General features: G+C 69.8%; 12 protein-coding genes. 7 read left to right on the top strand and 5 right to left on the bottom strand.

Annotated elements, in window-relative coordinates; genetic code table 11:
• Position 1: 1 nt before the first annotated feature.
• Entirely contained in the window at positions 2 to 4,387 is a 4,386-nt protein-coding gene (fxsT, locus tag ACFWIW_RS15190) for an FxSxx-COOH system tetratricopeptide repeat protein (protein ID WP_378368992.1), read from the top strand.
• A gap of 1 nt (position 4,388) precedes the next feature.
• Here the strand turns inward: fxsT and ACFWIW_RS15185 are convergent, their stop codons facing one another.
• The 3 genes from ACFWIW_RS15185 to ACFWIW_RS15175 all read right to left on the bottom strand — a co-directional run bounded on the left by ACFWIW_RS15185 (position 4,389) and on the right by ACFWIW_RS15175 (position 7,179).
• Positions 4,389 to 6,191: an aKG-HExxH-type peptide beta-hydroxylase gene (locus ACFWIW_RS15185; RefSeq protein WP_378368991.1), complete on the bottom strand. Its 1,803-nt coding sequence runs from the start codon at positions 6,189 to 6,191 to the stop codon at positions 4,389 to 4,391.
• On the bottom strand, positions 6,191 to 6,388 hold the full coding sequence (locus tag ACFWIW_RS15180; RefSeq protein ID WP_378368990.1) for a hypothetical protein: 198 nt from the start codon (positions 6,386 to 6,388) through the stop codon (positions 6,191 to 6,193). The genes ACFWIW_RS15185 and ACFWIW_RS15180 overlap by 1 nt, the downstream gene beginning before the upstream one ends.
• A 77-nt stretch (positions 6,389 to 6,465) precedes the next feature.
• Complete coding sequence (locus ACFWIW_RS15175) at positions 6,466 to 7,179, bottom strand: Crp/Fnr family transcriptional regulator (protein ID WP_378368989.1); 714 nt, start codon at positions 7,177 to 7,179, stop codon at positions 6,466 to 6,468.
• 185 nt (positions 7,180 to 7,364) lie between these two features.
• Here ACFWIW_RS15175 and ACFWIW_RS15170 point away from each other — a divergent pair, with 185 nt between their 5' ends.
• From ACFWIW_RS15170 to ACFWIW_RS15155, 4 genes are all read left to right on the top strand, one after another.
• The gene (locus ACFWIW_RS15170; RefSeq protein ID WP_378368988.1) at positions 7,365 to 7,778 is read left to right on the top strand and encodes a hypothetical protein; all 414 of its coding nucleotides are present in this window, start codon (positions 7,365 to 7,367) and stop codon (positions 7,776 to 7,778) included.
• Positions 7,779 to 8,063: 285 nt separating this feature from the next.
• Positions 8,064 to 10,595, top strand: coding sequence for a phosphocholine-specific phospholipase C (locus ACFWIW_RS15165; protein WP_378368987.1), 2,532 nt, complete (start codon positions 8,064 to 8,066; stop codon positions 10,593 to 10,595).
• Between the two features lie 103 nt (positions 10,596 to 10,698).
• The gene (locus ACFWIW_RS15160) at positions 10,699 to 11,406 is read left to right on the top strand and encodes a hypothetical protein (protein ID WP_378368986.1); all 708 of its coding nucleotides are present in this window, start codon (positions 10,699 to 10,701) and stop codon (positions 11,404 to 11,406) included.
• The gene (locus ACFWIW_RS15155; RefSeq protein WP_378368985.1) at positions 11,406 to 11,780 is read left to right on the top strand and encodes a GntR family transcriptional regulator; all 375 of its coding nucleotides are present in this window, start codon (positions 11,406 to 11,408) and stop codon (positions 11,778 to 11,780) included. Before ACFWIW_RS15160 ends, ACFWIW_RS15155 begins: the two co-directional genes overlap by 1 nt.
• Here the strand turns inward: ACFWIW_RS15155 and ACFWIW_RS15150 are convergent.
• On the bottom strand, positions 11,769 to 12,275 hold the full coding sequence (locus ACFWIW_RS15150) for a MarR family winged helix-turn-helix transcriptional regulator (RefSeq protein ID WP_378368984.1): 507 nt from the start codon (positions 12,273 to 12,275) through the stop codon (positions 11,769 to 11,771). The genes ACFWIW_RS15155 and ACFWIW_RS15150 overlap by 12 nt on opposite strands.
• Before the next feature lie 93 nt (positions 12,276 to 12,368).
• On the opposite strand from ACFWIW_RS15150, the gene ACFWIW_RS15145 reads away from it, so the two are divergent.
• Both ACFWIW_RS15145 and ACFWIW_RS15140 read left to right on the top strand, forming a co-directional pair.
• The gene (locus ACFWIW_RS15145; RefSeq protein ID WP_378368983.1) at positions 12,369 to 13,274 is read left to right on the top strand and encodes an EamA family transporter; all 906 of its coding nucleotides are present in this window, start codon (positions 12,369 to 12,371) and stop codon (positions 13,272 to 13,274) included.
• Positions 13,275 to 13,287: 13 nt separating this feature from the next.
• Positions 13,288 to 13,848: an NADPH-dependent FMN reductase gene (locus tag ACFWIW_RS15140; RefSeq protein WP_378368982.1), complete on the top strand. Its 561-nt coding sequence runs from the start codon at positions 13,288 to 13,290 to the stop codon at positions 13,846 to 13,848.
• Here ACFWIW_RS15140 and ACFWIW_RS15135 read toward each other — a convergent pair.
• Complete coding sequence (locus ACFWIW_RS15135) at positions 13,817 to 20,113, bottom strand: SDR family NAD(P)-dependent oxidoreductase (RefSeq protein WP_378368981.1); 6,297 nt, start codon at positions 20,111 to 20,113, stop codon at positions 13,817 to 13,819. The genes ACFWIW_RS15140 and ACFWIW_RS15135 overlap by 32 nt on opposite strands.
• Between the last annotated feature and the right edge of the window lie 238 nt (positions 20,114 to 20,351).

The raw sequence follows: 20,351 nt of genomic DNA, 5'->3' as shown, positions 1-20,351 counted from the left end.
CATGGCAGGGCCGGGCGGTGTGTCCGACTCGCGTTCCGCCCCGGCGGCGGACCGGCGGGACACCGGTTTTCCGCAAGCGGGCAAACGGTTCGGATTCGAGGACCTGAACTGGGTCGACGTCGCGGACATCGTGTGGCTGGCCGCGGCCATCTCGCCACGGCGGGCCGATGGAGAGCCGGCCCCGGACGAGCAGCCGGAGCCGCCGCCCGAGAAAGTACGGATCCGCAACGCGCTCGCCGAACGCGGAGAGATCCCGGAACTTCCCGAGCCGGGGCCCTCTCGGCTGGTGAACGCCCCGCCGGAGGCGGACGACGACGGCGAGGTCGTCGCGATCGAGGCCGTACCCGGTGAGCTGCCGGAACCCGCGGTGGACGGCGCCGGGCCCGGGGGAGCGGTACTCCTCGAATCGCTGGAGTACTTCCGCGCGCTGAGAACATTGAAACGGGAGATGGCTTCGCGGCGACACAACAATGTGGTCCTGGACGAAGTGGCGACCGCCGTCCGGGTCGCGGAGACCGGACGGTGGTGGCCGGTCACCCGATCGAGAAAAGAGCGCTGGCTGGACCTGACGCTCGTCCTCGACAACGGTCCGTCGATGGCCTTGTGGCGCCCCAGGGTGTCCGCGTTCGTCGAATTGCTCCGGCAAGTGGGTGCTTTCCGGACCATTCAGGTCCGCCTGCTGGAAACCGCGAAGGACACCGAAGAGGATCTCGTTCTCCGCGGTGGCACGCCCGGCGCGCCCGCCCGGAACCCGGACGAAATCGTGGATTCTTCGGGACGTCGCGTGGTCCTGCTGCTGACCGACGGTGTGGGTGACGCTTGGCAGAACAAGGACGCGCTGTACCCGATGCTGGCGCGGTGGGGCAGGAAGATGCCGGTGAGCATCGTGCACCTGCTCCCGCGATGGCTGTGGGGCCGGTGCGGTATGAGCCCGCACAAGGCCCGGTTGAGGGTGCCGAACGCGGTGGCGCCCAACGGCCGATGGAAATGCGATCTCGCGGACGCCTGGCTCGAACCCGGCTCGGAAGTGCCCGCCCATCTCGTCCCGGTTCCGGTCCTCGAACTGCGGCCGAGGTCGCTGGGCTGGTGGGCCGTACTGATGACCGGCGAAAACGACGAGGCCGTGGAAGGAACCGTCGTACTCGCCACGGAACGGATTTCCCAGTCCGATTTCGCCGACCCGCCGGTAACTTTGTCACCCGCCGAACGAGTGCAGCGATTCCGAAGTGTTGCGTCGCCGCCAGCGCTACGCTTGGCGCAGTTGCTCGCGGCGGTACCGGTCCGTCTCGACGTGGCGAAGCTGGTGGGACAGGAATTCGTACCGGAAGCGGGGCCGGAACACCTCCTCGAACTTTTGCTTTCGGGGATGATGTACGCTCCCGCACTCAGGGAGGGCGAGTCCACTTGGGACACAGACGGGGTCTTCGCTTTTCCCGAGGCAGTCCGGGAATTGCTGCTCAGCGGCGCGCGGCGGTCGGAAACGGCCAATGTCGTCCGAGTGGCCGCCACCCATTTCGGTGACCGGATCCGGTTGATCGGCCACCTCCGAGACGCCATCGCCGACCCGAACAACACACCGGACCCAGATCTCACCCGCGAGTCCCCGGCCGATGTGGAACTGGAAACCGCGCTCATGCGCGCCCTTTCCGGGCCGTACCTGTCCCGGGCGGACAGGTTGCGGAACGCGGCGGCGAACCAAGCCCTCCAAGTACACCTAGCTGAAACGAAGACTGAGAGCTCAATGATGCCTGAGACGGCCGAACGTCAACCTGCCTCGACACCTGCGACACAGGGACGCTCGTCTTATCTCAATGAGCCCGAAGCGAACGAGCCGACGACCCGGATCGCGCACCCTTCGGCGTCGGAAACCACCAGGCATTTCCCCACCCGCCAGCCCGACGACCCGCCACTGGTCTTCGGCAACGTCCCCCCGCGGAACCCCAACTTCACCGGCCGGGACGAATTGCTCGACCAGCTCACGAAACGGTTGAGCAGCGGTACCACCGCCGTGCTTCCTTCGGCGCTGCACGGTCTCGGCGGTATCGGCAAGACCCAGATGGCCGCCGAGTACATCTACCGGCATCTCCAGGACTACGACCTCGTCTGGTGGATCGACGCCGCGCACACCACCCAGATCCGCGCCGGGCTCACCGAACTCGCCGGTGTCCTCGGCCTGCAAGGCGCGTCCGAGGCCAGTGTCGCGGTCCCGGCGGTGATCGAGGCGCTCCGGACCGGGCGGCCGTTCCGCCGCTGGCTCCTGGTGTTCGACGCCGCGGAGAGCCCGGACACCGTGCTGCCGTTCTTCCCGCGCAACGGTCCCGGTGAAATCCTGATCACCTCGCGGAACTCCGACTGGGCGGGGATCGCGCGCCCGCTGGAACTCGCGGTGTTCAAACGCGAGGAAAGCGTCGAACTGCTCGGCAGACGGGGCCCGGAGATCGACCCGGCCGACGCCGACGAACTCGCCGAGAAACTCGGCGATCTCCCGTTGGCCGTGGAACAGGCGGCGGCCTGGCGCGCGGTGACCGGGATGCCGGTGCAGGAGTATCTGCGTCTGTTCGACGAGTCGGTCGAGGAAATCCTCGACACCGCTTCGGCGCCCGACAACGAGGTTTCCGTCGCCGCCGCGTGGAACGTTTCGTTCGAGGAACTGAAGACCCGGAACCCGGCGGCCCACCAGATCCTGCACATCTGTGCCTTCTTCTCCCCGGAACCGATTTCGCGTGACCTGCTCACGGGGGTCAACCGGGTGTCGATCTCACCGGAACTCGACGCCGCGCTCCGTGACCCGATCAAACTGGCGCGCGCCATCCGCGACATCAACCGCTACGGCCTGGCCAAGATCGACCACGGGAACAACACCCTCCAGCTGCACCGGCTGGTGCAGCTGGTGCTGCGCAACCGGGTGATGGCCAGGCAGGTGCACGCGCGGATGCAGCACGGTGCCCACCAGCTGCTCGCCGCTCTGGACCCCAACGACCCCGAGTCCAGCAGGCACTGGTCGCGCTACCGCGAACTGCTGCCGCACGCCTACGCGGCGAACGTCCTGGACTGTGACAACGACTGGCCGCGTCAGCTCTACATCAATCTGATGCGCTACCTGTTCGAGTACGGAGATCACGAAGAGGCGGCGCGGCTCGGCCTCGAAGCACGCAAGCGCTTCACCGAGGTCCTCGGCCCCACCCATCCGCAGACACTCGAAGTCTCGTCGCGGCTCGGGCTCTACCTGTGGGCGATCGGCCGGTACGCCGAAGCCGCGGAACTCAACCAGCGCACTCTCGCGCTGCGCCTGCAGATATCCAGTGAAGAGAACGAAGAGACCTTCGCGCTTCAGCGGAACATCACGATCGATCTGCGGGCTCAGGGCGATTTCGCGGGAGCGACCAAGCTGAGCGAAGAGATCTATCACAAGGCCAAGCGGATGTTCGGCGACGACGATCCGGAGACGCTCTACGCCGCGTATCAGCACGCGATCAGCCTGCGGTTGGCCGGTGCCTACCGGGAGGCCTTGGAACTGGATCAGGACACCCTCCGGCGGCGGATCGAGGTCCTCGGCCGCGATCACGTCCGCACCTTCAGTGTCAACAGCTCGCGGAACGTGGACCTGCGTGAGGCGGGCGAATACGGCCAGGCCCGGATTCAGCAGGAGAGGCTCACGGAGAACTTCATCGCCCGCTTCGGCGTGGACCAGCTGGACTCGGCGGGCAACTCGTTCCTGCTCGCGGTGGCCAGGAGGAAGGACGGTGACCACCCGGGGGCGCTCAGCTTGTCCATGGAGGTCCTCAAGAGGTTCCGGCTCGCTTACGGCGACGCCCATGGCACGACGATGGCCGCCGCGCTGGCTCATTCGATCGATCTTCGTCACTCGGGTGATCTGGCCGCGGCGAAGAAACTCGGTGAGGAGACCTTCGAGCGGTACCGGAGCGGTCTCGGCGAGCATCATCCGCATACCCTCGCGGCCAACGTCAACCTGGCGGTGACCTTGCGGCTGATGGGTGACCCCGCGGCCGCCCGCGTCCTCGACGAGCGCGCCCTCGAGCAGTTCCGTGCCACCATCGGCCCGGACCATCCTTATGCCATCATCGCCACGATCAACCTGGCGAGTGACCTGGCGGCGGTGGGTGAGCTCGACCGGGTGGTCGAGCTGGGGCGAGACGCGATCGAGCGTGGCATCCAGGTACTCGGCGAGGATCACCCCACGGTCCTGGCGGCGTCCTTCAATCTCGGACTGGATCTGGCCGCGCTCGGCCGGGCGGAGGAGGCCGCACCGTTCCGCGACCCGGTCCTGGCGCGGTACCGCCGGATCTTGGGCGAGGCGCACCCGGGAACGCAGGCGGCCGGCCGAGGCGCCCGTGCCAACTGCGACATCGACCCGATCCTGATGTGACTCAGTCCGGTACGAGTTGCCCGATCCAGGAGGCGATCTCCTCCACGGTCGGCGGCCGCGCGCCGGATCGCAAGGGCCGATGTACCGCGCGGACCAGTTCGGGACAGTGCAGCAGGGCGCGAGCGGCAGGGTGAAGGCCTCGGGCGGAGAGCGCGAGGCCCAGTCCGGCCAGGGAGTTCGGCCGGTCCGGATCCGCGGCGAGTTCCTGCCGGTAGCCCTCGACGGCTTCGAGGTGTTCGCCCGCGGTGTAGGCGAAATCAGCCGCGGTGGCGCCGGGTACCGCCGGCGGTCGCGCTGAACCGCCGAGGGTGAGCCGGATGAGGTCCGTTCTGGCCTGGGACCAGGCTCCGTCCGGTACCGGCGTCGGGGGAAGGCTTGTCGCGTCGAGATTCGCGGGGGGCCTCGGTCTTCCGCTGAGCCACGCCGCCGCCAGTTCGGCGACGACGGACGGGTCCGGACGCAGATGCCGGGCGCGCCATCCCGCCAGGTGATCGCGGCGGGCGGCCGTGGCCAGCTCGCTCGCCTCCGCCGATACGGGCTCGCTCCGCCACTGCCCGAGACGTTCGGCGATGCCGTCGAGAAAGCGTCGTCCGGCATCGGTCAGCATCGGGTCCGCGCGCAGCGCTTGCAGCGTGTGCCACGTCTGCTCGCGCCAATAGGCGAATTCGAAGGAGGAGCGCCGGGGACTCGTCCCGGCCCTGGCCAATGCGCGCCAGAAGGCGGTGACGCCGAAGAAGGCGTAGACGCCTTGGAAGGCGCCGCTGAGGGGGCGCGGATCGTCCCGCCAGGCCACGTAGATCCGTTCCCGTGGATCCGGCTCGTACAACTCGACGAGGTGCAGCAGGCCCCCGAGCACGATGTGCTGGAACTCGTGGATCAGCGTTTCGGCGAGCGACGCGCCGTCGGTGGGGAGCCCGACGACCGCGCTGCCGAAAGCTTCTCCGGTCGACGCGCTCGGATTGCGGAAGAGCACCCTGGGTTTCGGCACCAAGGACGCCAAGCCCACCGGCATGATGCGGGCCAGCCCGGGCAGATGGGTGGCGACCAGACGGCAGGCCTCGTCGATCAGCCGTTGCCAATCCGCCAGATCCTTGCCCGGCAGCCGTTCCGGCGGGATCGGTTCGTAGAGCCCCCGGTAGGGATCGAGATCGTCGAGCCACAACGAGAACCGGTGCGAGCCGACCTGGCTTCGCACCCGCCGGATTCCCCACCAGCCCGGGGCGTCGGAGTCGGGTGCCTCCGGCACGAAGACCGTCACACCGGCTTTCGACAGCGAGTACCGGCCGTCGGCACCTCGTACGACAACCGAGGAAAACGTTTCGGTGTCCGGAAATCCGGCCATCCCGAGGGAAGGGAGGATGGCGCTGCCATGCCACGCCGGGATGGCGGTCTCGAAGTCGAGCCCCGCCCGGATCGCCGCGGCCACCGCGATCGCGTGCGCGTGCCCCAGATGCATCCACAAAGGACCGACGCCGTCGATTCCGTTGCGGAGCAGGCGAGTCGTATAGCCTGCCCAGCTGCCGGTGTACGGATTGGTGAGCACCCTGTTCACCGAGCGGGGTGCTCGTGCCTCGGCACGTGCGAGGAGCTCCCAAGCGGAATCCAGTGGCGGCAATGGGCCCGAATGATCCGGTGCCTTCGCGGCTTCGGTCAGCAAGGCGTGGATCAACAGTTTGCGACGGCTTCGCTCGGCTCGTCGCAGCCTTCGAGCCATGTCCTCGTCGCCATCGAGGCGCGCGAGCGCGTCGAAGTCCCGCCACGACAACCGGTGGAACGTGGCGCGAGACCCGGCTGATGGCGGCATCAGTCGATGCGCTCACCGGCCGAGGTGGAGGAGCTTCTGTAGCGTGCGCGGACGAGGGTGGTGCGTTCGACGACATGGTGCGCCGACCGGCGGAAGGCTTCGCCGTCCAGCTCTCGTAACGCGGTGAAGGAGACCGCGTCGAGATCGAGCAACGCCGATTCGATGTCCGGTTCCGTGTCTGCCGAGAAAGAACTCATCGTGCCGATTCCCTCCACCCCGTGAAACGGTTGCGAGAGTTGAACCTCGACAAGGATAGCCGAGATTTCGCGCCGGATCAGGCCTCGACGGCCGGTGGTGGCCGTCCGGCGGCCAATTCCCGTAATGCGCGGGGGCTGGTGATGGTGACGCGCTGGCGTGCGGTGCGCACCACGCCCAGCCGCCGGAGTTCGTCGAGACCGCGGATCAGGGTGCTGCGCGAGACGCGCGCGAAGCCAGCCAACTCGCCTTGGTTGAAGCGGAGGTCGATCTGTTTCCCGGCCGTCCAGTCGACGGAGTGCTGCAAGGCCAGTTCCAGGAGAACGGCGGCGAGGCGTTGCGGGAAATCGGGTCCGCCGGATTCGAGACGCAGCCGGTCGGATTGCTGCAGCCGGATCGCCGCGGTACGGAAGATCTCCTCGGCGATACGCGGTTGGTCGCGTAATACACCGAGGAATTTCTCCCTCGGCACGACGAGGGTGTGCACCTCGTCGATCGCCGACATCGTGGCGGAACGGGGGAGTCCGCTGATCGGGGCCAGTTCGCCCACGATTTCCGCGGGACCGCGGGCGGCGAGCGGGGCGTCCTCGCCGCGATAGTTGGTGGCGCTGATCTTCACCCAGCCGTGCAGGACGACGAACATACTGGTGGGCGGACTGCCCTGGAGGGCGAGGATCTGGCCGGGCCGCCACACTTTCAGGTGGCCCGCGCGCCGGAGGGCGGACTGCTCCGCCGGTGTCAGCCGCCGCCAGGTCCCCAGGCTCCCGTTTTCAGCCGCGGGGGAACCGGTCATCGTGGCCCTCCGGTTCCCGGGGAACCGGATCGGTGCTGTGTTCCATTTGACGCATCAGCCACTCCCCCGACTCGTCAGCATGGTCAGTGGGCAGAACGACCCGGAAGTTTCGAACCGCGACCGGTAATTGTGCCAGGCACGGGGAGAGTTCACCAGGCCTCGGGCCGGCGACGGGGGAGGGTGTCATGCGCAGCGCGGAAAGTGTCATGGGACGGCCGAAGGATCACCGCCACGTGCCGGTGGAGCAGAACCCGCGGACGCCGAAGGCGTTCGGCCGAAGACCGGCGTTCTTCGCGCCGCATCCGCCGCTGATGTCCGGTGGGTGGTATCAGGGCGACGACCACGAGGTCGTCGGCCCTGGGCGGTATCCGGTTCCCCGTCCGCCGGCCAAATCGGCGAAGGCCGCGTTGTCGTGGGCTCTCTTCCTTGGTCCGTTGGGCCTTTGTTACGTGTCACCCGTCGGTGGGCTGATCGCGACGGCGGTCTCGGTCACGGCGATCACCTTCGGCGGCGCCGCGCTGGTGGCCGTGATCTGGCCGGTCGTCATGGTGCTTTCCCTGGCGGCCTTGTCCGGGCGGCCGGACGACGACCGGAGATGACATCCGGCCGGTTCCGGCCGGATGAACCGGGTGGGGGACGCTCAAGGGGGGCGGCCCCCACCACGGTTTGCGCCTCGTGAGTGGCGAGGACGGTTAGAACCGTCCTCGCCACTCACGAGGGCCGTGACCATCCGAAAGTCGCGTCATCTTGCTCCGATCATGCGGCTCCTGGGCGGAACCCTTGAACCGATCAGGCACCTATGTTTCTATCTGCTCGATAGTCGCATCAAAGGTGCAGTTTCGAACATGGATCGAACGGGTTCAACGCAATTCCTGGAGGGCTCCGTGCGCCGTCGTACCCTGCTGAAGGCCGCTGGTGCGGCTTCCGCCTTCACCTTGCTCCCGGCGAGCGTCCGGCAGGCGCTCGCCGCCGAAGCGCCGACGGGCGGACTCGACGTCATCGAGCACGTCGTGGTGTTCATGCAGGAGAACCGGTCGTTCGACCATTATCTCGGGACCTTGCGCGGGGTACGGGGTTTCAACGATCCGGCCGCGATCAAGCTACCGTCGGGGGCGTCGGTATTCCAGCAACCCGACGGCGCGGGCACTCTGCTCCCGTACGCGATCGACGACCAGTTCATGGCCGACGTCGACCACAGCTGGTCCGGCGGGCACCGGGCGTGGAACAAGGGGCGTCACGACGCCTGGCGCGCGGCCAAGGGCGTCCGGTCGCTGACCTATCACACCCGCTCGGCGCTGCGGTTCTACCACGAACTTGCCGACGCGTTCACCGTCTGCGATGCCTACCACTGCTCGGAAATGGGGCCAACCAACCCGAATCGGCTGTACCTGTTCACCGGGAAACTCGGCTACGAGCCGGACGGGACCACCCGGGCGATCGGCAACGACGCCTGGCAGAACCCCGGGCACACCGGCTACACGTGGAAGACCTACGCCGAACGCCTCCAGGCCGCGGGCCGCAGTTGGCGCGTCTATCAGGAATGGGACAATTACGGCGACAACTCGCTGGACTATTTCAGCAGTTTCCTCGCCGTCGGCAACAAGGCTCTGTCGAAAGTGAAGGACTCCTCGGGCAAAGCCTTCCCGAAGCTGGAGTACTTCTACTACGCCCTGGATTCGGCTTTGGCCGCCGAGCGCACCCGGCTGCTCGACGGGCTGGCGGCCGGCGTGGCGACCCTGACCGCGGCCGAACGCGCGTTGTACGACCGCGGGCTGGCCCGGGTCGCGCCGAAGCAATTGCTGAGCGCCTTCAAGGGCGACGTCGACGCGGGCAGGCTGCCGTCGGTGTCGTGGATCGTCGCGCCGGAATCCCAGACCGAACATCCCGCGTGGGGCCCGAACACCGGGGCCGATCTGGTGAAGTCGATCCTCGACACGATCGCGTCGAAACCCGAGGTGTGGAACAAGACGTTGTTCCTGCTGACCTACGACGAGGACGGCGGTTTCTTCGACCACATGCCGCCGCCCGCGCCGCCGGCTTCGGACAACGAGGGCAAGAGTTCCGTCGCCACGAACGACGAATTCGTCTCCGGTGAGCCGATCGGGCTGGGCATCCGGGTGCCCATGTTCGTGATCTCGCCGTGGAGCCGGGGCGGGAAGGTGTGTTCGGAGGTCTTCGACCACACTTCCGTTCTGCGCTTCCTCGAACGATGGAGTGGCGTCGCCGAGCCGAACATCTCGCCGTGGCGGCGCACCGTCTGCGGTGATCTGACTTCGGCGTTGGACACCACGTCGCCGAGCGCGACCTATCCGGTGCTGACCAAACCGGTGCCGACGAGCGGGCCGTGGAACACCCAGCCGCAGCCGCCGTCCGTGCAGAAGCTTCCCGTTTCGGAGACCGGCGTGCGGGCCGCGCGTCCCTTGCCCTATCAGCTGACGGTTTCAGGGCGGGTGACCGCCGAACGATTCTGGATCGACTTCGCCAATACCGGGACGGCGGGCGCTCATTTCTACGTGTACGCCAACGCGTATCGGACCGACGGGCCGTGGCGCTACACCCTCGGCGGGAACGCGACCCTTTCCGACTATTGGCAGGCCGGTTCCCCGGACGGCGCGTACGACCTCACCACCCACGGCCCCAACGGTTTCCTGCGCCGGTTCGCGGGCAACCGGATCACCGCGACCACCGGCGGCAAGCCGAATCCGGAAGTCGTGCTGCGGCCGGGTTCCGGCGTCGTGTACCTGAAGATGACCAACGCCGGCGCCGCTTGCGAGCTGACCGTGCGGACCGGCAACCGGGGCGGTGGGCCTTGGACGTACACGGTCGCGCAGGGCGCGACGGTCGAGGATTGGTTCAGCACCGAAGGCGGCATGGGCGGCTGGTACGACCTGACCGTTCAGGGGCCGGATGGTTTCCTGCGCCGCTTCGCGGGCCATGTCGAGACGGGCGCCGAGACCATCAGCGACCCGGTCATGGGCTCCGGGCCGCTCGCCGCGACCGTCCGCTCGGCCGACAGCCAGGAGACGGTGGGGGAGAACGGCGCGGCCGCGAACGCCGTCGACGGGAATCCCGCCACCCATTGGCACACCAAGTGGTCCGGCGGGGAAGACCCGCTGCCCCACGAACTGCAGCTCGATCTGGGTGCTGTCCGTACCGTCACCGGTCTGGCCTACTTGCCGCGGCAGGACGGTTCCGACCACGGGCGCGTCGGTGGCTACGAGGTCTACCTGAGCACGGACGGATCGGCATGGGGAAATCCCGTCGCCACAGGTACTTTCGCCGACGACGCCGCGCGGAAGACCCTGCGGTTCTGGCCTGCCCGGGCGCGCTATGTGCGGTTCCGCGCGCTTACCGAGGCGGGCGGACGCGGCCCGTGGACGTCGGCGGCGGAGGTCACCCCGCTCGGCTGGATCTGACCCGGACGGGCGGAAGCATCTTTCCCGCCCGGGGGTCACGCGCGAAGGCGGGGTTGCGACGGTCTTGTATCATGTGCTTGATACAAGACCGAGGAGGCTGATCGTGCCGTTCGACAACGTCGTGGCCGTGGCCCTGATCATGGGCCTGTTCGGCCTGGCGATCCTGGTTCTGCTGTGGCCGGGCGAAAAGCAGGGCAAGAAGGTGCTGCGACGCTGGGGCGTCGAAGACCCTTCGCCGTCCGACGTCGCCGAGGCCGTGCGCTACCTGCGCCGCCGCCGGTTCTGGTATCCGTGGCTGTTCCTCGGGTTGCCGCTGCTGGCCGATCTCGCCGGGATCGGCAACGACGGCGTCTCGCTCTTCCTGGCCACCCTGCTCATCGGCGCGCTGATCGCGGAGGTGCTGGCCCAGCGGCCGCCGAAAGGCGCTCGCCGCGAGGCCGGGCTGGAGCGGCGGGCGGTGCGCGGGCTCGTCCCGGACTGGGGCCTGATCCTCTACGCGGTGATCGTCGCGGCCGCGGCGGTCTGGCTCGTGGTCCATCGCTGGTGGGCCTTGCTGGGGGTGGCCGCGGCCGTTTCGGCGGTCACGTGGCTGGTCATCCTGCTCGCCGTGCGCCGACCGTCCACAGGGGACAGTGCGGCCGACGGCGCGTTGCGCGTCCGCAGCGCGCGGGTCGCCGCGGGGCTGGGGCTCGCCGCCACCGTGACGCTGGCGATCCCGGAGGTCACGAACCCGGGCTCGTGGCTGGTGGTCGTCGCCGGGCTCGCCGCCTGGTACCACCTCGCCCACCGCTCGCGCGTCGAAGCCGCCTGATGCCGGTGAAAGTCGTCGTCGACACGGATCTCGGGATCGCGCCGTGGCGGCAGGTGCGGGATCAGCTGATCCGGTTGATCACCACCGGCGCGCTGGCACCGGGCACCCGGTTGCCGCCCATCCGGCAGCTCGCCAGGGATCTGGCGCTGGCTTCGGGCACGGTGGCCCGGGTCTACCGGGAGCTGGAAGAGAACGGCTGGGTGTACACCGCTCGCGCCAAGGGCACGGTCGTCGCCGACATCGCCGACCGGCCGGGCAAGGCGGCACTCCTGCGGGCGGCGGCGGACGAATACGCCCGTGCCGCCAGGGAGCTCGGCGTCGATCCCGGTGCCGCGCTGGACGCCGCGGCCGCCGCGCTGGAGTCACTCCAGTGACGTGTCGCCGAAGTGTTCGAGCAGCAGCCGCAGGCCGCCGATCAGTTCGGCCCACTGAGCCGGTTTCAGGTCGGGCAGGAGGCCGGCCTCGTTCTCCAGGTGGAGGACGAAGACCTCGTCCACGACCTGGCGTCCCTTGCCGGTCAGCCGGATCTTGACCGAGCGGCGGTCGTCGCTGTCGCGCACCCGCTCGACCAGGCCCTTGGTCTCCATGCGGTCGATGCGGTTCGTGATCGCCCCGGACGTGACCATCGCGGCCTTGAGCAGCGCGCCGGGCGTCAGGCCGTCGGCCTGACCGGAGCGGCGGAGCGTGGTGAGCACGTCGAACTCCCACGATTCCAGGTCGTGCTTGGCGTTGAACTCCTTGAGCTTCCGGTCGAGGATCCGGGAGAGCCGCTGAACGCGCCCGATCACCTCGGCCGGCCAGAGCTTGTCTTCGAGGTCCGGCCGCTCGTGCCGCCAAAGCGCGATCACCGCGTCCACCGCGTCGGCCATGACGCCCTCCAATCATCTCAACATTAAGAGACTTGACATTGACAGAAGTCGCTGGTGTTATCTCAACGTTGAGATTATCAGTGAGGAGACATCATGGCGATCATCGCCGAGCGGCCCGTCGTCCCGGCGGGACCGGCGGCCGCGAAACCGACGCTCCGTGACGCCGGGCTCGCCGCGCTGGCCCCGGCCAGCTGGGGCACCGTGTACGTAGTCACCGCGACCCTGTTGCCCCCGGACCGGCCGTTCCTCGCCGCCGCGCTGCGGGCGCTCCCGGCGGGCCTGCTCCTGCTGGCACTGACCCGGCGGCTCCCGCACGGGTCGTGGTGGTGGAAGACGACGGTGCTCGGAATGCTCAACTTCGGCGCCTTCCTGCCGTTGATCTTCTTCGCCGCGTACCGCCTCCCCGGCGGGGTCGCCGCGACCCTCGGTGCCCTGCAACCCCTGCTGGTGGCGCTGCTGGCGCTCCCGATGCTCCGCGTCCGGACCCCGGCGCCGATCCTGCTCGCCGCGATCGTCGGCGCCGGTGGGGTCGCGCTGCTGACCCTGACGTCCGAAGCCCGGCTCGATCCGCTCGGGCTGGCCGCCATGCTCGTCGCCGTCGGGCTCATGGCCGTTTCCCTGATCCTGACCAAGAAATGGGGGCGCCCCGGGCATCCGCTGGCGATGACCGGCTGGCAGCTGACCCTCGGCGGCGTCGTCCTCGCTCCGGCGACGCTCCTGTTCGAAGGCCTCCCGGGCTCGCTGACGACGGCGAACCTGATCGGCTACGGCTACATCGGCATCGTCACCACCGCGCTGGCCTATCCGCTGTGGTTCCGCGGCATCGACCGGCTCGCCCCGGCGTCGGTCTCCCTGCTGACGCTGACCAACCCGCTGGTCGCCACCGCCGCGGGTTTCCTGGTGCTCGGCCAGACCCTCACCGGCTGGCAGCTCACCGGATTCGCCGTCGCGCTCACCGCGTTGACGCTCAGCCAGACCCTCGCCCGCCCCAAGAACTGACGGAGGAACCGACATGTCCGAACTGAAGATCCTCGCGATTTCCGGCAGCCTGCGCGACGGCTCGCACAACACCGCCCTGCTGCACGCGGCCAGGAAGACGAATCCCGGCGGGATGGACATCGAGCTGTACGCGGGGCTCGGCGAGCTGCCGCTCTACCGCCAGGACCTCGACACCGACTCGCCACCGGAGCCGGTGGCGGAGCTCCGGCGCCGCGTCGCCGAGGCCGACGGCCTCCTGATCGCGACCCCCGAACACAACGCGTCCGTGCCGGCGGCGCTGAAGAACGCGATCGACTGGGCGAGCACGCCACCCGCCGGGTCACTGCTCCCCGGCAAACCGATCGCGATCGCCGGTGCCTCGCCGGGCGCCTTCGGTTCGGTCCGCGCCCAGCAGTCGCTCCGGCAGATCCTCGCCTCGATCGGCTCCGATGTCGTCGTCAAACCCGAGGTGACCGTCTTCCGCAGCCACGAACGCTTCGACAGCGAAGGCACGCTGACCGACGACTTCACCGCGTCGCTGCTCGCCGAGCTGCTCACCGCGCTCAGCGCGACCATTCGAGCAGGTGCCCGGTGAGTTCGGTGACGGTCGGATGGTCGAAGAGGACGCGGGCGGGGAGTTCGACGCCGGTCAGCTCCCGGAGCCGTGTACGCAGGTCGATGACGGCCAGTGAATCGAGACCGAGCTCGGTGAACGGCTTGTCCGCGGGGATCGTCCCCGGATCGTGGTGGCCGAGGACCTCGGCGAGTTCCACCCGCAGCAGATCGCGCAGTTCCCGCTCGGTGGGCTGATCCGGCCAGCGCCGGCCGGGTGACGGCGGCGCGGGTCTCGCCGCGGGACGGCCGAGTCCGTCGGCGATCGGGGGCAGCCCGGCCGCGGTGGGGTCGAGCCGGGCGGCGATCAGGACCGGTTCGGCGTGCCCGAGCGCGGCGTCGAACAGGGCCATTCCCTGCTCCAGGGTCAGCGCGGCCACGCCGGAGGTCTGGATGCGGTGCCGCGCCGCTTCGGGGATCTGCGCGCCGAGACCGATTTCCAGATCCCAAAGGCCCCAGGCGATCGACGTCGCGGGAAGGCCTTCGGCCCGCCGCCGCACGGCCAACGCGTCGAGGAAGCGGTTCGCCGCCGCGTAGTTCGCCTGTCCCGCGTTGCCGAAAGTGCCCGCCAGCGAGGAAAAGAGCACGAAAGCCGACAGGGGGAGATGACGGGTGGCCTCGTGCAGGATCGTCGCGGCGTCGGCCTTGGGGCGGAAGACGGTGTCGATCCCTGCGGTCGTCTGCGCGGTGAAGGCGGCGTCGGCGACGACGGCGGCGGCGTGCACCACGGCGGTCAGCGGCGGATCGCAGGAATCGACCAGCCGCCGGACGAAGGCGGGATCGGCGATGTCGCCGCCGGCGATCCGCACGTCGGCGGGCAGCCCGCGGAGCTCGTCCGCGCCGGGTGCGGCCTGGCCGCGGCGGCTGACCAGCAGCAGATGCCGGATCCCGTGCGCGGACACGAGATGCCGGGCCAGCGCGCCGCCGAGCGCGCCGGTGCCGCCGGTGATCAGCACCGTCCCGGCCGGATCGAGCGGGCGGCCGGACGCGGGCGCGGTCCGGGCGATCCGCAGCGCGTGCGGTACGCCGTCCCGGATCGACAGCTGGGGTTCGGGGTTGCCGCCGACGAGTTCGCGCACCTTCTCCGCCGGGAGCGCGGTGTCGACCACGGTGACCAGGCCGCGGTACTCACTCGACGCGGCGGCCCCGAGCCCGAAGACGGCGGCCGACGCCGGATCGGCCGCGTCACGGGTGACGACGACGGTGCGTTCCCCGCGCGGGAGGGTGTCCTGCAGCGCGGTGAGCACGCTCCGGACGTCTTCGGCCTCGATGATCCGGACGTCGTCGGCGCTCGCGGCCGGGACGGGGAGCCATCGCGGCGCGTAGAGCATCGTGCTCCCGGCGGGCAGCGGCCGGGTGAGCAGGGATTCGACGACCGCGACAGGAGGGCCGGCTGGATCGAAGAGTTCGACCCGGACTTCGCCGGGGCCGGACCGTACACAGTGGACTCGTGCCCGGCGCGCGGTGGGGGAGAACACGTGGACGCCGCTCCAGAAGAACGGCACGCGCGCTTCGTCGCCGGGCGCTCCGGCCAGCGCGAGGGTGTGCACCGCCGCGTCGAGCAACACGGGGTGCAGGGCAAAGCGGCCGTCGACCTCTTCGGGGAGCGCGATGTCGGCGAACAGTTCGTCGCCGTCCGCCCACAGTCCCGTCACCGCGCGGAAGGCGGGACCGTAGTCGAGGGCCGCGTACGCCCGGTCCAGGTCGACCGGTTCGGTGGCGGGAGGCGGCCACTCGCCCTTCCACGGCTGGGCGAAGACCTCCGAGGTTCCGAGGCGACCCGTGGCATGCCGAGTCCAGGTATCGGAATCCTTGGCGTAGATGTCGATCCGGGGTCCGTCCACGACCACCTGGAGCGCGACGTCCTCGGACCGGCCGAGCCGCAGCGGTGCCTCGATCGTCAGCTCGGCCACGTCCGGTCCGCCCGCGTGCACGGCGAGTTCGACGAAAGCACTGGCCGGGAACAAGGTCGAGCCGCCGACGACGTGGTCGGCGAGCCAGCCGTGCGTGCGGACTCCCGCCGATCCGCCGTGCACGACCCTGGACGAGTCGGGGGCGACGAGTGCCGGACCGAGCATCGCATGGCCGTCGTGGCTCCGGCGCGGTTGCGGATCGAGCCAGAAACGCTCGCGCTGGAAGGGATACGTCGGCAGTGTGACCCGGCGGGCGCCGCTGCCGTCGAAAACCGATCGCCACGACACGGGCACGCCCGCGGTGTGCAGCTCGCCCACCGCTTCGAGGACACTTCGGCTCGTGTCCATAGTGGACACTGTGGGCAGGATGGCTCCCGCGGCCCTGCTCAGCACGGCGGACGGGCCGATCTCCAGGCAGATGGCGGTTTCCGCGGCGACGACGGTGTCCAGCGCGTCGGCGAACCGGACCGTGTCCCTGGCGTGCCGTACCCAGTACTCCGCGTCGATGCCGGTGATCGCGCGGCCGGTCAGGCCGGAGATCAGGGTGATCTCCGGTGCGCGGTAGGTCAGCCCGGCGGCGACCTCGCGGAACTCGGCGAGCATCGGATCGATCAGCGGTGAATGGAACGCGTGACTGACGCGCAGCCGCGTGGAACCCGGCCACTGCGCCGCGATCGCTTCGGTCACGCTCCCGGCTCCGGACAGCACAAGGGATCGAGGGCCGTTGACCGCGGCGATCGCCACTTGGTCGGCGAATTCCCCGACCAGTGGGGCGACCTCGGCCTCGGCCGCCCGGACCGCCACCATGACACCGCCCGGCGGCAGAGCGGCCATCAGACGGCCGCGCGCGGCCACCAGGACACCGGCGTCCTCAAGGGAAAGGACACCGGCGACGTGCGCGGCGGCGATCTCGCCGATCGAGTGCCCGGCGACGGCAGCCGGCCTGAGCCCCCAGGATTCCAGCAGCCGGTACAGGGCGACTTCATAGGCGAACAAAGCGGATTGCGCGTGATCCGTCCGGTCGAGCAGCTCCCCGCCCTCGAACGCGACTTCGCGGACCCGGCCGCCGAGCGCCTCGCACGCCGCGTCGAACGCCGTGCGGAACACCGGGAACCGGTCCGACAGTTCCTTGCCCATTCCCGCGCGCTGCGCGCCTTGCCCGCTGAACAGGAACGCCGCGGCCGCCGGCCCGCGTACGGTCCGGCCGCGGCGTTCGCCGGTGGCGAGTGCGCGCAGCGCGGCGAGATCACCGGACGGGACCAGCGCGCGATGCTCCAGCGCGGAGCGGGTGGCGAGGGTGAACGCGACGTCGTCCTCGTCCTGGCCGCCCACGGCCGCCAGCAACCGGGAGGCGGCGGCTCGCAACGCGCCCTCACCGGCGGCGCTCAACGGCCACGGCGCTCCGAGAGACGCAGGAGCGCCATTTTCGGCCGAGGGCGGCGCTCCGGAGACGAGAACGTGCGCGTTGGTGCCGCCGATCCCGAACGCGGACACCCCGGCGTGCCGGGGTTTCGCACCGGCACGCCACTCCCGGCCTTCGGCGAGCAGGCGCACGTCGCCCGCGGACCAATCGACGCGTGGGCTCGGATCGTCGGCGTACGGCGACGGCGGCAAATGACCGTGCCGCAAGGCTTCCACCATCTTGATCACCCCGGCGACGCCCGCCGCGGCCTGCGTGTGCCCGATGTTGGCCTTCACGGAGCCGAGCCACAGCGGCCGGTCGCGCCCGCCTCCGTAGGCGGCGATGAGGGCCTCCGCCTCGATCGGATCGCCGATCGGGGTGGCCGTTCCGTGCCCTTCCACCGCGTCGACGTCGGCCGCGGACAATCCGGCGTCGGCGAGCGCGGAAGCGACCACCGCGCGCTGGGCCCGTCCGCTCGGCGCGGTCAGCCCGTTCGACGCCCCGTCGGAGTTGACGGCCGAACCACTGAGCAGTGCCAGCACCGGATGCCCGTTCCGGCGGGCGTCCGACAAGCGCTCCAGGAGCACGACGCCCGCCCCCTCGGCCCAGGCCGTGCCGTCGGCGCCCGCCGCGTAGGAACGGCATCGGCCGTCCGGGGAAAGGCCGCGCTGGCGGCTGAATTCGAGGAACGTGCGTGGGGACGACATCACCGTGGCGCCACCGGCCACGGCGAGCGAACACTCCCCGGAACGCAGTGCGCGCACGGCCCAGTGCAGCGCCACCAGTGAAGAGGAGCAGGCGGTGTCGACCGTGACCGCCGGACCGTTCAGCCCGTAGGTGTAGGAGATCCGGCCGGACGCGAGCGCGTGTGAGGACCCGATGCCCAGCCGCCCTTCCATCCGGTGCCCTTCGAACCGGCTGGCGTAGTCCTCGTTCATCACCCCGACGAACACCCCGGTGTCGCTTCCGCGCAGGGTGGCGGTGTCGAGACCGGCGCGTTCGAACAGCTCCCACGACGTCTCCAGCAGCAGCCGCTGCTGAGGGTCGGTCGACAGGGCCTCGCGCGGCGACATACCGAACGGGGCGGGGTCGAAATCCATGGCGTCGTACACGAATCCACCGCGGCGGGTGGTGGATCCGCCGATCCGGCCGGGGTCCGGGTCGTAGCGGACGGAATGCTCCCAGCCCCGGTCGGTGGGGAAGTCGCCGGTCGCGTCGACGCCGCTCGCCACGAGATTCCAGAGGTCTTCGGGCGACGTCACGCCGCCGGGGAACCGGCACGCCGTCGCGACGATCGCGATCGGTTCGTCGCCGCGCACCGGAACGGTTCTCGTCGCGGCCGGTCTGTTTTCCCCGGCCAGCAACCGATCGAGCTCGCCGATGACCGCGGCCGGGGTCGGGAAGTCGTAGACGAGCGCTTGGGGGAGGGCCAAACCGGTCGCCTCGGCCAGCCGGTGCCGCAACTGCACCCCGCCCACCGACGTCAGGCCCAGTTCGGCGAACGGCCGGTCGCGCCACCGCTCGTCGACGTCGCCCAGTTCGGCGATCGCCTCGCGCACCAGCGTTTCCACCTCGGGCGACGGTACGCGCAGTTCCTTCCGCAGCGCTTTCCCCGACGGCGTCCGGGGAAGGCGTTCGACGAGGTGGAAAGCGACCGGAACCTTGTACGCGGAGAGCCGGTCGCGGCACAGGCGGCGCACCTCGTCGAGATCCGGTTCGCCGGAGACGAGGAACGCCACCGGGACCGCGCCGAGGATTCCGTCGGGTCTTCCCGTCACCAGAACGTCTTCGACACCGGGGACTTCGGCGATGACCGCCTCGATCTCCGTCGGGTGCACGTTCTGGCCGCCGCAGACGATGACGTCGTCGGCGCGGCCTTCGAGGATGAGCCGCCCCTCGGCGAGACGGCCCACGTCACCGGTCCGGTACCAGCCGTCCGGCCCCGCGGCGCTCGGGGCGACGCCGGGGCCGCGTACCTCGATCTGCTCGCCGACGACGCGGATCTCCATCCCCGGCACCGGTGTCAGGTGCTCCTCACCGGGCAGCTGGACGGCGATCTTGCCGCCGGTTTCCGTACTGCCGTACCCGTCGAGGACCTCGACGCCGAACAGTTCCCGTACCGCGGCACGGGTCGGCGCGGTGCACGGCGAGCCGCCGGACAGGCACAGCCGTGGCGCGGGGAGAACGCCGCGAACCTCCTGGCGCAGGTTCAGAAAGGTCGCCGGGACACCGGCGAGGACGCCACCGGGGAACGCGGTGAGCGCCCCGCGCAGATCGCGATCGACGATCCTCGTGTGCGCGCCCAACGCGATCGTCCCGGCGAAGGCCAGCGACAACGCGTACGCGTGATGCAACGGAAGCGGCCACAGAACCGTGTCGTCGCCGGAGATCCCGTACATCGGGCCGTAGCACGCCGCCGACGACCAGAGGATCGCGCGCTGTGTCGTCAGCACACCTTTGGGGCGGCCGGTCGTGCCGGAGGTGTAGAGCAGCCACGCGGGATCGTCGAGACCGAGATCGTCACGAGGTTCGCCCTGCGGGGGCGACGGCTCGTCCTCGACGAACACCACTCGCGGCCGGAGCTCACGCACCAGCGCCGCGTGCCTGGCTTCCGTGATCAGCAGACCGGCGCCGGAATCCTCCACGACGCGGGCGAGTTCGGCCGCCGTCGCCCGCGTGCTCACCGGGACCCCGACCCCGCCCGCCCGCAGGACGGCGAGGCTGTACTCGGCGAATTCGACGCGACCGCCGACGTGCACCAGCACCCGTTCGCCGCGGGCGATCCCGAGCCCCGCCGCCAATCGGCCGCTCGACTCCAGCAATTCCCCGAAGGTCAAAGTCCGGTGCGCGTCGGTGAACGCCGGCCGATCGGACGGCTGTTCGCGTAACAAGGTCACCAACGGGCGCAGAAGTCCGCCGCGGATCTCGGTCATCACCCGAAGGTATCGCCGAGCCGCTCCCCGCGGTGACGGCGTTGTTGCCCGATCGTGCACTTTCCGCCGCCGGATCGCGCATCGGCTCGTGAGTGGCAAGGACGGTTCTAACCGTCCTTGCCACTCACGAGACTTGACCCACTACGCCACCGCCGCTCTCCTCCGCCGCAGTACGGGAAGGCCCCCTCCATTGCGTCTAGCGCTGTGAAGGGGGCCTTCATGTATTGAAGGCCGAGTT

It is taken from the genome of Amycolatopsis sp. NPDC058340 (genome assembly GCF_042723975.1).
GTDB lineage: Bacteria > Actinomycetota > Actinomycetes > Mycobacteriales > Pseudonocardiaceae > Amycolatopsis.
This window is presented reverse-complemented; position numbering and strand designations above follow the sequence as displayed.